Raw genomic sequence first — 16,263 nt, forward strand, 5'->3', positions numbered from 1 at the left:
TTATGAAAACCCCTCTCTTCAGCGTGTGCCGAAGTTTTCTATGTTCTTTCATTTTATACTAAATTTGGCACGAACTAAATGAAAAATTCAGGAAGTAGATTTGTGATGTCCTAAAGAGATTCGGATTTGTGTTATTCGAAGCATGCCACTCGCAAAAAGTGCCGCCTAGTTCAACTGGCAAGCCCTTGTTTTACACAGAAAAAAAGCCTCCCCGGATATCCGGGGGGGCTCTAATACTTACATATTCCGGCGATACTGTCCGCCTACTTCATATAAAGCCTGCGTGATTTGACCTAAGCTTGCATATTTTACCGTCTCCATCAATTCAGCGAAAATATTCTGATTGTGGATGGCTGCCTGCTTTAAGCGGTCGATTGCTTCGGCTGCGTATGCTTCGTTGCGTTCCTGGAACGCTCTTAAGTTTTGAATCTGTGTTTCTTTTTCTTCTTTGGATGCGCGTGCGATTTCCATGTTATCGACTGATTCCTCGGACGGTTTGTTTGGATTGATGTACGTATTTACACCGATGATCGGCAGCTGTCCTGAATGTTTTTGCATTTCATAATGCATGGACTCATCCTGAATTTTTCCGCGCTGATACTGTGTTTCCATAGCGCCTAAAACACCGCCGCGCTCATTGATGGAATCGAACTCCTTCAGGACGGCTTCCTCTACTAGATCTGTTAACTCTTCAATAATAAAGGATCCCTGCAGCGGATTTTCATTCTTGGTTAAACCGTGCTCTTTTGTAATAATCAGCTGAATCGCCATCGCTCTGCGCACGGATTCTTCCGTCGGTGTTGTAATTGCTTCATCATAAGCGTTCGTATGAAGCGAGTTGCAGTTATCCTGCAGGGCCATTAATGCCTGCAGTGTAGTACGGATGTCGTTAAAGTCGATTTCCTGTGCATGCAGCGAGCGGCCTGATGTCTGCACATGATATTTCAGCTTTTGGCTGCGGTCGTTTGCACCGTATTTTTCTCTCATCACTGTCGACCAGATGCGGCGTGCGACGCGTCCGATCACCGTATACTCCGGATCCAATCCATTGCTGAAGAAGAAAGAGAGATTCGGTGCGAAATCATCTATTTTCATGCCGCGGCTTAAATAATATTCAACGTAAGTGAAGCCGTTCGCAAGCGTAAAGGCCAGCTGGGAAATCGGGTTAGCCCCGGCTTCGGCGATATGATAGCCCGAAATCGAAACAGAATAGTAGTTTCTTACTTTTTCATTGATAAAGTATTCCTGAATGTCACCCATCATTTTCAAGGCGAATTCCGTAGAGAAGATGCATGTGTTCTGACCTTGATCTTCTTTTAAGATATCTGCCTGAACCGTACCGCGGACTGTTTGAAGGGTTTTTTCCTTCACTGCTTTCAGCTCATCTGCGGTAAGGGCGCGGCCAAGCTCTGTTTCCTGTTTTTGAATCTGCTGTTCAATCGCCGTATTCATGAACATTGCCAGAATAATAGGCGCAGGGCCGTTAATGGTCATTGAAACAGAAGTTGCCGGTGCACACAGATCAAATCCGGCATACAGCTTTTTCATATCGTCCAATGTACAGATGCTCACACCGCTTTCGCCGATTTTTCCGTAAATATCAGGGCGGTAAGCAGGATCTTCTCCGTACAGCGTAACAGAGTCAAATGCTGTGCTCAGGCGCTTAGCAGGATCATCCTTTGACAAATAGTGAAAACGGCGATTTGTCCGTTCAGGAGTTCCTTCTCCTGCGAACTGGCGCTTCGGATCTTCTTCTGCACGTTTGAATGGAAAAACGCCTGCCGTATACGGAAATGATCCCGGAACATTTTCTTTGTATACCCATTTCAAAATTTCACCGTAATCTTTATATTTCGGCAAAGATACTTTAGGAATGGATAATCCTGAAAGAGAAACCGTTTTTAATTTTGTTACGATTTCTTTATCGCGGATTTTGGTCACAAATTGATCCGCTTCATATTTTTCTCTCAAAGCAGCCCATGAATCTAAAATCCGTTTTGATTCTTGCGACAGCTCTTCTTCAACACTTTTTTTAATAGCTTCCAATGATTCCACCACTTCTGGTGCAGCGCCTCTCTCTTTTACACTTTCAATTGCGCCCTGAAGCTGAAATAATCTTCTCGCAACGTCAGCCTGATATTCAGCTTTTTGATGGTAGCTGCGAACGGATTCACTAATTTCCCTTAAATAGTAGCGGCGGTCTGTCGGGATAATGACGTTTTGCTTTTCTACATCCTTCACGACTGGAAGGGTTGAAGACCAGCTTTTTCCAGCCTTTTCATTGATCAGATCTAAAAGCGCTACAAACAATGTGTTTGTGCCGGGATCGTTGAACTGGCTTGCAATTGTTCCATACACCGGCAAGTCTTCAAATGGACTTTCAAACAGCATGTGGCTGCGCTGATATTGCTTTTGCACCTGGCGCTTTGCATCCTGCGATCCTTTTCTCTCAAACTTGTTGATCACAATCAGATCTGCGTAATCGATCATATCTATTTTTTCAAGCTGGGACGGGGCGCCAAATTCGCTTGTCATGACATATAAAGAGAGATCACAAATTTCTGTAATTGCAGCATCACCCTGGCCGATTCCGCTTGTTTCAACAATAATCAGGTCATATCCTGCACCTTTGACAACAGCAATCGCATCATTGATCGCAAGAGACAATTCTGATCTTGATTGTCTTGTCGCAAGACTTCTCATGTATACCCTTGGCGAAAAGATGGCGTTCATGCGGATGCGGTCACCGAGCAGGGCTCCGCCAGTTTTTTGCTTTGTCGGGTCAATGGAGATAACCGCAATTTTGATTTCAGGAACTTCATTTAGAAATCTGCGGATCAGTTCATCTGTAAGCGAACTTTTTCCAGCTCCGCCAGTACCTGTTATCCCGATCACAGGAGCGTCTGAAGACAATTGCTTCACTTCTGAAATCACCTTTTCAGCTGTCGCAGCTGCTTCGTTTTTGCTGCCGAGCTGTGATTCAGCAACTGTAATCAGCTTGGCAATTGCTCCAACATCACCCGTTTTCAGCTTTTCGATTTCGTCCTCAATTTTCACAGCGGTTTGGAAATCGCACTCTTTCATCATGAGCTCAATCATTCCTTGAAGTCCGAGCTCTCTGCCGTCTTCAGGAGAAAAAATCCGAGCAATCCCGTATTCATGCAGTTCTTTTATTTCACGCGGAATGATGACACCGCCGCCTCCGCCGTACAGACGAATATGCGAGGCTCCTCTTTCTTTTAAAAGGTCATACATGTATTTGAAGAACTCAACATGTCCGCCTTGATAAGAAGAAATGGCAATTCCCTGTGCATCCTCCTGAATGGCTGCATTTACGATTTCTTCAACCGAACGATTGTGTCCGAGGTGGATAACCTCTGCTCCGCTCGCCTGCAGAATTCTCCGCATAATGTTAATCGAAGCATCGTGTCCGTCAAACAAACTTGAAGCCGTTACAAAACGAACGGCATGTTTCGGTTTATAGGTCTCCTGTGTATGCATACGTCCCGCATCCCCTTTGCTCTCGTTATTCGTTAGATTCCCGTTTTTTCTACCCCTTGAAGAATCAGCTTTGTCTGAACTTCAATATACTCCTCTAACGTGTAGTTTCTTTGCAGAGCCCATCTTCTGAAGCCCCACATTTGCCCCTGAACGAATATATTGTGCGCCAATAATTCCCGCTCCCTGGAAGTAAGCGAGATTTCCCCTTTATCCACGCAGCCTGCAATCACTTTTTCAAACATCCCGACCATTTCGATTTCTTTTTGCAGGACGTACGGGAGAGCGTCACGCGACAGTGACTTTGCCTCCTGGTACATGACAAGCACCTCATCCTGCATTTCATCGACCACTTTGAAATAGTTGGCAATCGCAACCTTTAAGCTTTCAATGGTTCCCTGCTTAATATCAATGTCTTTCTCCAGCCTGTCGCGAACCTGGTCATAGATCGTGTCACAGACAAGATACAGCACATCTTCCTTTTGTCTGATATATTCATACAGCGTGCCGATGCTGAAGCCGGCCGCCTTGGCAATTTCCCTGGTGGTGGTGCGGTGGAATCCTTTTTGCTTAAAGAGATTTACCGCACCTTTAATCATTTGGTCACGCCGTTTTTGAACAAGCCGCTCGTCTTTGACAGAAGCATGCACTTCACGTTTCGTCATTTTCCACCGCCTCCCTGTTTTTTCTCTCTTATTTTGTGATCATTCTTGAAATAACCAGTCTTTGAATCTCCTGTGTGCCTTCATAGATTTGAGTGATTTTTGCATCTCTCATATACCGTTCTACAGGGTAATCTTTCGTGTAGCCGTAGCCGCCGAACACCTGTACAGCTTCTGTTGTCACCTTCATTGCCGTATCCCCTGCAAAAAGCTTCGACATGGCTGATTCTTTTCCATAAGGAAGCCCTTCTGATTCAAGCCAAGCAGCCTGATAGGTTAAGAGACGGGATGCTTCAACCGTCGTAGCCATATCAGCCAATTTGAAGCCGATGCCCTGCTGCATGGCAATCGGTTTTCCGAACTGCTGGCGTTCTTTCGCATAAGCAACAGAAGCATCAAGAGCACCTTGTGCAATTCCGACAGCTTGTGCGGCAATTCCGTTACGGCCGCCATCAAGGGTCATCATGGCGATTTTAAAGCCTTCTCCTTCTTGGCCAAGAAGGTTTTCTTTTGGCACGATGCAATCTTCAAAGATGATTTCTGTTGTCGGCGAGGAACGAATGCCAAGCTTGCTTTCTTTTTTGCCAACAGAGAAGCCCTTGAAGTCTTTTTCAACGATAAATGCGCTAGTGCCCTTATGTTTGCTCTCAGGGTCCGTCACCGCAAAAACAATATACGTATCGGCAATTCCGCCGTTTGTAATGAAAATTTTAGAGCCATTAAGAATGTAATAGTCGCCGTTTAATTTAGCAGTTGTTCTCATGCCGCCTGCGTCAGACCCTGATCCTGGCTCAGTTAATCCGTAAGCGCCAATTTTTTCGCCCTGTGCCATTGGCTTCAAATACTTCTGCTTTTGCTCTTCTGTGCCGAATTTGTAGACAGGCCAGCCTGCAAGTGATGTATGGGCAGATAAGGTTACCCCGATTGATGCACACACTCTTGAAAGTTCTTCAACCGCAATGACATACGCCAAGTAGTCGCTGCCGATGCCGCCGTATTCTTCTGGCCATGGAATGCCTGTTAAACCGAGCTCCGCCATTTTGTCGAAAAGTTCGCGGTCAAAACGTTCTTCTTCATCGCGCTCTGCAGCTGTCGGCTCTACTTCATTTTTAGCGAAATCTCTTACCATTTTGCGGATCATTTCATGCTCATCTGATAGTTTAAAAAACATTTATTTCATCCCCCGTTGTTTTAATTTAAGACATGTTTACTGATGACGATTCTTTGAATCTCGCTTGTTCCTTCATAAATTTCGCAAACTTTTGCGTCACGGAAGTAGCGTTCAACTGGATAGTCCTTTGTATAGCCATAGCCGCCGAATACTTGAATCGCTTCTGTAGCAGCCTCCATCGCTGTTTTTGATGCGAACAGCTTTGCCATAGACGCTTCTTTTCCGCATGGAAGTCCGTTTTGCCTCAAAAAAGCGGCTCTGTATGTCAGGAGTTCAGAGGATTCAACACTTGTTGCCATGTCTGCCAGTTTAAAGCCGATTCCCTGCTGAGCAGAGATTGGCTTGCCGAATTGAACACGGTCTTTTGCATATTGAATGGAGTTCTCAAGTGCAGACTGCGCGATGCCAAGCGACTGTGCCGCAATTCCGATTCTCCCCACATCCAGATTGGCCATGGCAATTTTAAACCCGTCTCCTTCTTCCCCAAGAAGGTTTTCAAACGGAATCTCTGCATCCTCGAAGGAAAGCTGGACAGTCCGTGAGCCGCAAAGCCCCATTTTATGCTCATCTTTCCCAATCACAAGGCCCTCCGTATTCTTTTCAACCACAAATGCTGAAATCCCCTTTGTGCCTGCCTCGGGATTTGTTGATGCAAACACGATATACGTGTCTGCCTCTCCCCCATTTGTGATAAATACCTTTGATCCATTCAGAATGTATTTGCCGTCTTTTTTGACAGCCTTTGTTTTTAAGCTGCCGGCATCAGACCCTGATCCCGGCTCTGTTAAACAGAAAGCGCCTAAGTATTCGCCGCTTGCAAGCTTTGGAATATACTTCTTTTTCTGCTCTTCTGTTCCAAAATAAAGAATCGGATTCGTGCCGACTGAGGTATGAACGCTTAATATCACTCCGACTGTCGCACTTACTTTTGAAAGCTCATGGATTGCGATAATGTAGGAGGTAAAATCCATACCCGCTCCTCCGTATTGCTCAGGGATCGGAATCCCCATTAAACCAAGTGAACCCATTTTGCGGAGAATCTCTCTTGGAAATTCTCCCTGCTCCATCTTTTCAACAAACGGCTCAATTTCTGTTTGAGCAAAATCCCGCACCATCTTCCGCATCATTTCCTGCTCTTCTGTGAAGCGAATATTCATGTTCCGTCCCCCTGTGATGTCTGATTAACTCTCGTATGAATAAAATCCTCTGCCTGTTTTGCGGCCGAGCCATCCTGCTTTCACATATTTTCTGAGAAGCGGGCATGGGCGGTATTTATCGTCGCCAAAGCCTTCGTGCAGCGTTTCCATAATATAAAGACACGTATCAAGACCAATAAAGTCTGCAAGCGTGAGCGGTCCCATCGGATGATTCATCCCGAGCTTCATCACTTCATCAATCGCTTCTTTCTCTGCAACCCCTTCGTACAGAGTGTAGATGGCTTCATTGATCATCGGCATAAGAATTCTGTTTGAAACGAAGCCAGGAAAATCATTCACTTCAACCGGAACTTTTTTCAATGTTTTCGTCATATCTTCAATCGCCTGATACACTTCATCGCTTGTTGCGAGACCGCGGATAATTTCAACCAGCTTCATCACTGGCACCGGGTTCATAAAGTGCATGCCGATTACCTTTTCAGGACGCTTTGTTGCTGCTGCGATTTCTGTAATCGGCAAAGAAGAAGTATTTGTCGCAAGAATGGTTTGCTCTGGTGTAATTTCATCAAGCTTTGCAAAAATGTCTGATTTGATTTTCATATTTTCAACAGCTGCCTCAATAACCAAATCCGTTTGTGCTGCATCTTGAAGATCTGTTGAAGCAGTCAGTCTGCTTAAGATTTCCTGCTTTTGTTCAGCTGTCATTTTTTCTTTCTCTACTTGCCTTTGAAGGTTTTTATCAATCGAAGCGAATCCCTTTTGAACGAATTCTTCTTTTAAATCATTCAAGTAAACCTTGTAGCCTGCCATTGCACAAACCTGCGCAATGCCTGATCCCATTTGACCTGCCCCGATAACCATTACGTTTTGAATACTCATGTATATCCCCCTTGATCGTTTGAAAGCTTATACTTCAACCATAATGGCGTCGCCCTGGCCTCCGCCGCTGCAGATAGCCGCAATGCCGATTCCGCCCCCGCGTCTTTTCAGCTCATGAATTAATGTAATAATGATTCTTGCCCCGCTTGCTCCAATCGGATGTCCGAGTGCAACGGCTCCGCCGTTTACATTTACTTTTTCAGGATGGAGTCCTGCCAGCTGATTGCTTGCTAAAGCGACCGCTGAAAATGCCTCATTAATTTCAAACAAATCGATGTCTTCAAGCTTCTTACCCGTTTTTTTCAGAAGCTCAAGAATGACAAGTCCCGGTGTTTTCGGAAAGTCCTTTGCCTCAAGCGCAATGGAAGTATGGCCGATGATCGCCGCAATCGGCTGCTTTCCTTCTTGTTTAGCACGCTCTTCGCTCATCAGCACAAGAGCTCCCGCGCCGTCATTGACACCAGGTGCATTTCCTGCCGTAATGGTGCCTGCTTGATTAAATACTGGTTTTAATTTAGACAGTCTTTCAATCGATGTGTCTTTTCTTGGTGCTTCATCGTGCTCTATTTTAAGCGGATCGCCTTTACGCTGAGGAATCTCCACACGGACGATTTCTTCGCTTAATTTCCCTGATTCGATCGCTTCAACTGTACGCCTGTGACTTCTTAGCGCCCACTCATCCTGTGCTTCTCTTGAAATGTCTAAATCTGATGCTGTTTCATTTCCGTACGTGCCCATGTGAACCCCTGTAAAGCTGCATGTAAGACCATCATGAACCATTAAATCCTGAACCTTGGCATCTCCCATGCGCAGTCCCCATCTTGCTTTAGGCATGATGTACGGTGCATTGCTCATTGATTCCATTCCTCCTGCTACTATGACCTCTTCGTCTCCGGCACGGATGATTTGATCAGCAAGCGTGACACTTCTCATTCCTGACGCACATACTTTGTTAATCGTTTCTGTTTTTACGCTCCAGGGAATGTCAGCATGTCTTGCCGCCTGAAGGGAAGGAATTTGCCCCTGACCGCCTTGCAGAACAGACCCCATAATCACTTCATCCACCTCTTCTGCGTTTACATTTGCACGCTTTAAGGCTTCTTTAATAGCGATTCCTCCGAGCTCTGACGCTGTAAGAGAGCTGAGGCCTCCGCCGAATTTCCCAAAAGGTGTTCTAACACCGCTTACGATTACAGTTCGATTCATCATTCGTCATCCCCTTAAGTTTAATAAGAAAAGTGGAAGCGCCTTGTTCTGACCAAGGATCTAGGCGCTGAAGCCAGACATAGATGGTATAGACTATTTAAATTTTTTACACCTAAAGTAAACGGTTACAAAATTCCGATTGAACGCTCGCTCAGGTTGCTTCCAGGGAAGAAGGTGAAACGAAATCCGCTTCACCCTCCTATATGTCTATCTCTTTCATTCTTCATTTATGCTGAAATTCCTTTTAAGCAACGCTCTCTTTTTTATCCCCGAGCACCGCTTTTTCAAGAAGCTCGGCTACGTCATACGTGCTGACGGTCTCTTCAACCTCTTTTGCTTTCGTTCCGTCACTCAGCATTGTTAAGCAGTACGGACAGCCTGAACTGATGACTGTCGGGTTCACTTCAAGCGCCTGGTTTGTTCTTGCGACGTTTACCCGTGAACCGGCATCTTCTTCCATCCACATGAGTCCTCCGCCTGCTCCGCAGCACATTCCCGTTTCACGGTTGCGGTTCATTTCTACAAGCTTAACTCCAGGAATGGACTTCAGAATTTCGCGCGGCGGCTCATATACTTCGTTGTAGCGTCCCAAGTAGCAGGAGTCATGGAAGGTAATGGTCTCGTTCACTTCAAATTTAGGAACAAGCCTTCCCTCTTCTACAAGCTTGGCGAGCAGTTCTGTATGATGGTATACTTCTGCCTCGAGTCCAAAATCAGGATATTCATTTTTGAAAATGTTGTACGCATGAGGATCAATCGTGACAATTTTCTTGATCTCATTTTTCTGGAATTCATCAATATTTTTCGTTGCAAGCTCCTGGAATAAAAATTCGTTTCCAAGGCGGCGAGGCGTGTCTCCCGAGTTCTTTTCCTTGTTTCCAAGGATTGCGAATTTCACTCCCGCTTCGTTTAAAAGCTTCGCAAAAGATAACGCGATTTTTTGGCTGCGGTTATCGTACGATCCCATTGAGCCTACCCAGAACAGGTACTCAAATTCCTCGCCTGCTTTACTCATTTCTTTTACAGTTGGAACATGAACGTCGTCGCGAGCCTCACGCCAGTCTTCACGCTCTTTTCGGTTAAGGCCCCATGGATTTCCCTGGCGTTCAATGTTTGTCATCGCACGCTGTGCATCCGGATCCATTTTACCTTCTGTCAAAACAAGATAACGCCGCATATCAATGATTTTGTCTACGTGTTCATTCATAACCGGACACTGATCTTCACAGTTGCGGCATGTCGTACACGCCCAGATTTCTTCTTCTGTGATGATTTCGCCGATCAGGCTTGGATTATATTCAAGCGCGGCAGCAGCTTCTTGAGAACCCTGACCTGATGCCATGGCTGCAAGCTGATTGCCCTTAGTGCCGGCAAAAGCGTACGTCGGCACCCATGGAGACATAGATGTTACAGCTGCCCCTTTTTCCGTTAAATGATCGCGCAGTCTCAAAATTAAATCCATCGGAGAAAGCATTTTGCCTGTTCCGGTTGCAGGACACATATTCGTACAGCGTCCGCATTCGACACATGCATATAAATCAATCAGCTGTGTTTGTTTGAAATCTTCAATTTTTCCAACACCGAATGTTTCCTGTGACTCGTCCTCAAAATCAATCTTCTCAAGTTTTCCAGGGTTTGAAAGTCGGCCGAAGTAAACATTCGCCGGACCTGCAAGCAAGTGAGCATGCTTTGATTGAGGCACATAAACCAAGAACGTTAAAAGAATAAGCAAATGCACCCACCATGAAACGTAGAAGATAACGGCCGCACCAGTTTCACCGACAAAGCTCAGCAGATAGGCAAAGCTTGAGGCAATCGGTTCAGTCCATGTTAGTTCATGATTGTGCCAGATTAAGTTCATTCCGTTGCCAAGCAGAACGGACAGCATCAGGCCGCCGATAAAAATTAACACAAGCCCGGCTTTAAAGTTTTTCTTTAACCGCACAAGCTTCTCAATGTACCTGCGGTAAAAAGCCCATACAACCGCAACCAGAATCATCAAAGTGATGATTTCCTGAAAGAAAGTGAAGCCCGGATAAAGCGGTCCGAGCGGAAGATGCTTGTCTGGCAATAAGCCTTTAATAATAAAATCAAGTGCTCCAAACTGCACCAGGATAAACCCGTAAAAGAACATCACATGCATGATGCCGCTCTTTTTATCCTTTAGGAGCTTCTTTTGACCGAAAACATTGATCATAATGTTCTTCAGTCTTTCATTTAGCTGCTGATCAAACTCTGTTTTCTTCCCGAGCTTGATGTATGCCATTCTTGAACGGATCAAGTAAATAAACAAACTTGCACCGTAAGCGGTTACAAGTAGAAATGCAGCAAAATTGATCCATAACAGTGCTTCCATTTTGTCTCCCCCGTTTCTGTGATGAATTCTCCCATTGCCCCATCATTCAAAAAACTTAAAATCCATGTAATTTTCTGAATCTTACCCTATATTTACATGATAATAATGAATGAGCATTCAGTCAATGATTTTATGCTGATAATTTTTCATCCTGACGTAAAACATAATAGTTAGATGATTGGGAGCGATAAGGAGGGCTTATGTTGAACAGCATCATAACGATCGGAATAATTGCAGTGATTTTTGTTGTTTGGCTGCGGCTCGACTATTCTTTTGGCAGGAAAAAACACCTCAGCAAATTAAATGAACTGAAGTACCCTTTGAGAAAAAGTAATTTTGGACTATATATTGTGGGTGAACGCTTTTATGAAAGATTGTTCGAGGACATTGAAAATAGCACACATTCGATCCATGTGTTATTTTATATTGTAAAAAATGATCCTGACAGCGATGAATTTCTTTCCCTTCTCATGAAAAAAGCAGAACAGGGCATTGAAGTCCGGCTTCTTCTCGATTACGTCGGCAGCCATTCACTTGAAAAAGCGAAAATAGCAGAGTTAAAAAAGAGCGGAATTTCTTTTTCGTATACACATAAGCCTTCACCGCCTTACTTTTTTTACACTCTTCAGGCACGCAATCACCGTAAGATAACGGTGATTGACGGGAAGATCGGTTATTCTGGAGGATTCAATATTGGAAAAGAATATTTAGGGAAGGACCCGAAGCTTGGCTTCTGGCGGGATTATCATCTGCGCGTAACAAGCGAAGGTGTGCAGGATCTCCAAACACAATTTTTACGTGATTGGCATGAAGCTACGAATGAAGACCTTAAAACTGTTCAAGCATACTTCCCATCCCTCTCGCAAGGGACGATTGAACATCAATTCCTTTCTACCTGCGGGCAAAGCTTAGAAAGACATTTTTTATCCTTCATCAAGCAGGCACAAAAAGAGCTGATGATTTGCACGCCTTATTTTATACCGGGAAAAGAAATACAGGATGAGCTTATAAAAGCACGCAGGCGCGGTGTAGATATTAAAGTGATCGTCCCTATGAGAGCAGACCATCCTTTAGTCAAGGAAGCCTCTTTTCCATACTTCGGCCCCCTGATTCTTTCGGGCTGTGAAATCTATCAATATTATTATGGTTTTTATCATGCAAAAGTCATTGTCGTCGATGATACGCTTTGCGACATTGGAACCGCTAATTTTGACAAGCGGAGCCTTTACTTAAACGATGAAATGAATTGTCTTATTTATGATAAGGATTTTATTAAGTACGTGAAGACTACCGTGAATGAAGACATACGAGGGTCCGTGAAGCTGACTTATGACAAATACAGTGAAAGATCCATTACACAAAGAGGATTAGAAGCAGTCGCCACACTAGTCTCTCATTTTTTGTAGAAATTTTTATGAGGAAAAGGAGCGTCATATGTTTATTCGTTTTGGCTACGTTTCAAATGCATTAAACCTGTGGGACTGCTCTCCTGCAAAAACATTGACGTATGCCCGTTATTCAAAGCTTGATGGAGAGTCTCAAAAAGAAGCGCTCATGTCGGTTACAGAACAGAATTTGGAGCATACTCTGCGGATGATTCATTACAATATTGCGCATCAAATTGAGCTTTACCGGTTTTCATCATCCCTTGTGCCGCTTGCCACTCATCCAGATGTGAAATGGGATTTCATCACTCCTTTTTGCGATCTTTTAAAAGAAATCGGAGATCTGGTCCGGAAAAACGGTTTGAGAACGAGCTTCCATCCGAATCAGTTCACATTGTTCACAAGCGATAAGCCGCATATTACTGAAAACGCAGTGATCGATATGCAGTACCATTATGACCTGCTAAAAGGAATGGGACTTGAAAAAGAAGGTTTCATCAACATTCACGTTGGCGGAGCCTATGGAAATAAAGAAACAGCGACAGAGCGTTTTTACAGCAATATAAAAACGCTCCCTGAAGACATCAAGCAGAGAATGACGCTTGAAAATGATGACAAAACATACACAACTTCTGAAACTCTTGCCATCTGTAAAAATGAAGGCATTCCGCTTATGTTTGACTATCATCACTACTGTGCAAACAAATCCGATGAAGATGATTTGGAGGAACTGCTTGTGCGTTTTGCGAAAACGTGGGAAGGAAAAGGAGCTAAGCCTAAAATCCATATTTCCTCTCCTAAATCTGAAAAAGAATTCAGAAGCCACGCTGATTATGTAGACCTGAATTTTATTATGCCCTTGCTGAAAAAATTGAAGGAGATGGAAATGGATTGCGATTTTATGATTGAGGCGAAGCAAAAGGACCGGGCTGCTTTGAGGCTGGTTGAGGAGATTTCAGCTATTCGCGGGGTCAAAAGGCTGAGCGGCGGGTCGATTAACTGGTAGAAAGGATCACGGGGTTATGCCCCGTGATTTTCTTTATTCTTTTCAAATATGCTGAAAAATGAACCAATACATAGTGCTGCAGTTACCAGGCAGAAAAGTGCAGCAACCGAAGCCAGCAGCCATTCGCCCTCAGCAAAACCGTTATATGTGCCGACAGCCATCAGGATTGCAGAAAATAGCATAAGCAAAAAGAAACCTGCATCGCTTACTCTTTCCCTCATTTCTAATCGCTTTCTCCCCCACAGCATATAAAGGATTGCTGCCAGTATCACCAGAAACAGGCCGCAGGCAAAAGCCTTCCAAGTCTCACTTGCAGCAAAAGAACCCAATAAACCTGAAATCGTCATCCAGCCGATTGCCACTATTACAATAGTAATCGGAATTTTTATCAGTGCAGTCAAACATCCCATTATGTATTGCTCCCCTCTTATTATCTTGTAATTTTTACCACAATTTGTTGTGCTTTTAAACTCTTTTTTGATAAAGGCTCTTTTCGTAAATATTGTTGCTATTAGACTAAATGTTAAAAACCCTTAGTGGATTGCAGCGGATAAACTTGACTCCTGCGGGAAATAGAGCAAATTGGGAGACCCCACAGGCAACGCCGAGAAGGCTCCCATGTTCCCCGCGGAAAGCAAGTTCCTCTCGCTGCAAGGAACGGGCAACATTTGTAATGAAAAACAACAATCTATGCGAAAGCAGCCTTGATAAAAGATAGTTTGCAAATTAGTCTACTCGCTAGACCCCGTGCTGCAAGACAAAAAAAAGAACGGCCATTAGCCGTTCCTCATCCTTACATTTTTTCTGGTGCAGAAACACCGATCAGTGACAATGAATTTTTAAGCGTAATTTGCGTTGCTCTCATTAGAGCGAGGCGCGCCTTGCTTTTCTCTTCATTTTCCGGATCAAGTACTTTTTCTGCGTTATAGAAGCTGTGCAGAGCAGATGCGACATCATTCACGTAATTTGTGATGCGGTGCGGAATGCGTTTTGTTGCTGCTTCTGCTACTGCCTGCGGGAATTCACCCAGTATTTTCAGGAGTTCAATTTCTTTTTCAGATGAGATGTCTGTGAAATTCTGAACAGCGTCATATGATAATCCTTGCTCTGCTCCTTGACGCAGCATGCTTTCAATCCGTGCATGTGCATATTGAGCATAGAAAACAGGGTTTTCATTGGATTGTGATGCGGCAAGGTCCATGTCAAAGTCCATGTGAGTATCCGCACTTCTCATTGCGAAGAAATAACGAACAGCGTCAAGACCCACTTCTTCCATCAGATCACGCATTGTTACAGCTTTGCCTGTACGTTTGCTCATTTTCATTTTCTCGCCGTTTTTGTATAGGTGAACAAGCTGAATAATTTCAACCTCAAGTGTGTTCTTTTCATAGCCAAGTGCCTCAATTGCCGCCTTCATGCGCGGGATATACCCGTGATGATCTGCGCCCCAAATGTTGATCAGCTTTGTAAATCCGCGGTCAAGCTTGTCTTTGTGGTATGCGATATCAGGCGTTAAATACGTGTAAGAACCGTCATTCTTAATTAATACACGGTCTTTGTCATCTCCGAACACAGTTGAACGGAACCATGTAGCACCGTCTTCTTCGAAAATGTGTCCTTTTTCACGGAGAACCTCAAGAGCCTGATCGATTTTGCCGTTATGGTAAAGTGACGTTTCTGAATACCAAACATCAAATGGCACACGGAATGCATCCAAGTCTTTTTTCAATTTATCCATTTCAAATTTCAGGCCGTATTCACGGAAAAAGGCAAGACGCTCTTCTTTGCTTTCATTTGCAAAACGATCGCCGAATTCATCTGCAAGCTTTTTGCCGATTTCGATGATATCCTGGCCGTGGTAGCCGTCCTCAGGCATGGCTGCATCTTGTCCGAGAGCCTGCAAATAACGTGCTTCAACTGAAAGAGCCAGGTTGTTAATCTGATTTCCTGCATCATTGATGTAGTATTCGCGTGAAACATCATAGCCTGCTTTTGCAAGAATGTTGCAAAGAGAATCGCCGACTGCTGCGCCGCGCGCGTGTCCTAAATGAAGCGTCCCTGTCGGATTAGCCGATACAAATTCAACCTGCAGTTTTTCTTTATTGCCGATATTGACCTCGCCATAAGAATCGCCAGCTTGAAGAATAGATGGAATAAGATCTGTTAAGTACGAGTTGTTCATATAAAAATTGATGAATCCTGGCCCTGCGATCTCAATTTTTTCAATCGATGCTTTTCCTTTATCAAAAGAAGCGACAATGTCTTCTGCAATGGCGCGGGGTGCTTTCTTAGCAACGCGTGCAAGCTGCATCGCCATATTTGTAGAATAGTCTCCGTGAGCTTTATCTTTAGGCAGCTCAAGTATAGCGTCTGGAATCTGACTTTCTTCTGCCAGGCCTGCCTTAAGCACTGACGCTTTAATTTCACCTTTTAACCGTTCTTTTACTTGATCAACGATGTTCATCCTTTTTCCTCCCTAAACATGATATGTAAAGTATGTAAATGCGAATCTTCTTCGCCAATCTGCAATTCATAATCAACTTTGATAATGCCGTTTGATTTCCCTTCCATCGTGCGGACGGAAATCGCTGTAGTGTTTGTTTCAAGCTGAAGCTGTCCGAATTGTGTCTGATAATTCGTGATTGTTTCCGTTCCTTCAATAAAGCGCTGCTTCATTGAAATAGATCCGGACCTCATAATGAAAACCTCGTCGTCTCTGAACTTCACGACCGTTTTTACTTTTCCGTACTCGTGTTCCTCGTGATAGCTTAAATAGGAGGCGTTATTTTTAACATAGTGTTCACCGCTCGTAAAAAGCTCCAGGTTCTCTGAATCATCCCCCTGGCTGATTTCGGTTTTTACGATAATTTGAACTGGTTTACTTGCCGTCATTTTGACACATCCTTTTAAAGTATCCGCTATTAACTTATCTAGTATAAAGAT

At 44.1% G+C, this 16,263-nt stretch carries 12 protein-coding genes; 2 read left to right on the forward strand and 10 right to left on the reverse strand.

Going from position 1 to position 16,263, the window contains the following annotated elements; genetic code table 11:
- Positions 1-237 precede the first annotated feature (237 nt).
- The 7 genes from icmF to AC3ISE_RS21335 all read right to left on the reverse strand — a co-directional run bounded on the left by icmF (position 238) and on the right by AC3ISE_RS21335 (position 10,929).
- On the reverse strand, positions 238-3,501 hold the full coding sequence (icmF, locus tag AC3ISE_RS21305; RefSeq protein WP_489222515.1) for a fused isobutyryl-CoA mutase/GTPase IcmF: 3,264 nt from the start codon (positions 3,499-3,501) through the stop codon (positions 238-240).
- A 32-nt stretch (positions 3,502-3,533) separates the two neighbouring features.
- Positions 3,534-4,163, reverse strand: coding sequence for a TetR/AcrR family transcriptional regulator (locus AC3ISE_RS21310; RefSeq protein ID WP_309193336.1), 630 nt, complete (start codon positions 4,161-4,163; stop codon positions 3,534-3,536).
- A gap of 28 nt (positions 4,164-4,191) precedes the next feature.
- Positions 4,192-5,331, reverse strand: a complete 1,140-nt coding sequence (locus tag AC3ISE_RS21315) for an acyl-CoA dehydrogenase (RefSeq protein ID WP_489222516.1) — start codon at positions 5,329-5,331, stop codon at positions 4,192-4,194.
- Between the two features lie 20 nt (positions 5,332-5,351).
- Complete coding sequence (locus tag AC3ISE_RS21320) at positions 5,352-6,488, reverse strand: acyl-CoA dehydrogenase (RefSeq protein WP_489222517.1); 1,137 nt, start codon at positions 6,486-6,488, stop codon at positions 5,352-5,354.
- A 24-nt stretch (positions 6,489-6,512) separates the two neighbouring features.
- The gene (locus AC3ISE_RS21325; protein ID WP_489222518.1) at positions 6,513-7,367 is read right to left on the reverse strand and encodes a 3-hydroxybutyryl-CoA dehydrogenase; all 855 of its coding nucleotides are present in this window, start codon (positions 7,365-7,367) and stop codon (positions 6,513-6,515) included.
- 27 nt (positions 7,368-7,394) lie between these two features.
- Entirely contained in the window at positions 7,395-8,573 is a 1,179-nt protein-coding gene (locus tag AC3ISE_RS21330) for an acetyl-CoA C-acetyltransferase (RefSeq protein ID WP_489224405.1), read from the reverse strand.
- 244 nt (positions 8,574-8,817) lie between these two features.
- Complete coding sequence (locus AC3ISE_RS21335) at positions 8,818-10,929, reverse strand: (Fe-S)-binding protein (protein ID WP_489222519.1); 2,112 nt, start codon at positions 10,927-10,929, stop codon at positions 8,818-8,820.
- A 212-nt stretch (positions 10,930-11,141) separates the two neighbouring features.
- On the opposite strand from AC3ISE_RS21335, the gene cls reads away from it, so the two are divergent.
- Both cls and uvsE read left to right on the forward strand, forming a co-directional pair.
- On the forward strand, positions 11,142-12,335 hold the full coding sequence (gene cls, locus AC3ISE_RS21340) for a cardiolipin synthase (RefSeq protein WP_489224406.1): 1,194 nt from the start codon (positions 11,142-11,144) through the stop codon (positions 12,333-12,335).
- 28 nt (positions 12,336-12,363) lie between these two features.
- The gene (gene uvsE, locus AC3ISE_RS21345) at positions 12,364-13,320 is read left to right on the forward strand and encodes a UV DNA damage repair endonuclease UvsE (protein WP_489222520.1); all 957 of its coding nucleotides are present in this window, start codon (positions 12,364-12,366) and stop codon (positions 13,318-13,320) included.
- Positions 13,321-13,334: 14 nt separating this feature from the next.
- On the opposite strand, the gene AC3ISE_RS21350 is transcribed toward uvsE, so the two are convergent.
- The 3 genes from AC3ISE_RS21350 to AC3ISE_RS21360 form a co-directional block, all read right to left on the reverse strand.
- Positions 13,335-13,730 carry a hypothetical protein gene (locus tag AC3ISE_RS21350; RefSeq protein ID WP_489222521.1) on the reverse strand — a complete coding sequence of 132 codons (396 nt, stop codon included), beginning with the start codon at positions 13,728-13,730 and terminating at the stop codon, positions 13,335-13,337.
- Positions 13,731-14,113: 383 nt separating this feature from the next.
- Complete coding sequence (gene argS, locus AC3ISE_RS21355; RefSeq protein ID WP_489222522.1) at positions 14,114-15,784, reverse strand: arginine--tRNA ligase; 1,671 nt, start codon at positions 15,782-15,784, stop codon at positions 14,114-14,116.
- Positions 15,781-16,212 carry a YwiB family protein gene (locus tag AC3ISE_RS21360; RefSeq protein ID WP_154318404.1) on the reverse strand — a complete coding sequence of 144 codons (432 nt, stop codon included), beginning with the start codon at positions 16,210-16,212 and terminating at the stop codon, positions 15,781-15,783. Before AC3ISE_RS21360 ends, argS begins: the two co-directional genes overlap by 4 nt.
- Positions 16,213-16,263 lie beyond the last annotated feature (51 nt).

It is taken from the genome of Metabacillus sp. KH_069 (assembly GCF_057838075.1).

Coding starts and splice junctions, on each gene's coding strand:
- icmF (WP_489222515.1), bottom strand. CDS start 3,501: ATGCATACACAGGAGACCTATAAACCGAAACATGCCGTTCGTTTTGTA.
- AC3ISE_RS21310 (WP_309193336.1), bottom strand. CDS start 4,163: ATGACGAAACGTGAAGTGCATGCTTCTGTCAAAGACGAGCGGCTTGTT.
- AC3ISE_RS21315 (WP_489222516.1), bottom strand. CDS start 5,331: ATGTTTTTTAAACTATCAGATGAGCATGAAATGATCCGCAAAATGGTA.
- AC3ISE_RS21320 (WP_489222517.1), bottom strand. CDS start 6,488: ATGAATATTCGCTTCACAGAAGAGCAGGAAATGATGCGGAAGATGGTG.
- AC3ISE_RS21325 (WP_489222518.1), bottom strand. CDS start 7,367: ATGAGTATTCAAAACGTAATGGTTATCGGGGCAGGTCAAATGGGATCA.
- AC3ISE_RS21330 (WP_489224405.1), bottom strand. CDS start 8,573: ATGAATCGAACTGTAATCGTAAGCGGTGTTAGAACACCTTTTGGGAAA.
- AC3ISE_RS21335 (WP_489222519.1), bottom strand. CDS start 10,929: ATGGAAGCACTGTTATGGATCAATTTTGCTGCATTTCTACTTGTAACC.
- uvsE (WP_489222520.1), top strand. CDS start 12,364: ATGTTTATTCGTTTTGGCTACGTTTCAAATGCATTAAACCTGTGGGAC.
- AC3ISE_RS21350 (WP_489222521.1), bottom strand. CDS start 13,730: ATGGGATGTTTGACTGCACTGATAAAAATTCCGATTACTATTGTAATA.
- argS (WP_489222522.1), bottom strand. CDS start 15,784: ATGAACATCGTTGATCAAGTAAAAGAACGGTTAAAAGGTGAAATTAAA.
- AC3ISE_RS21360 (WP_154318404.1), bottom strand. CDS start 16,212: ATGACGGCAAGTAAACCAGTTCAAATTATCGTAAAAACCGAAATCAGC.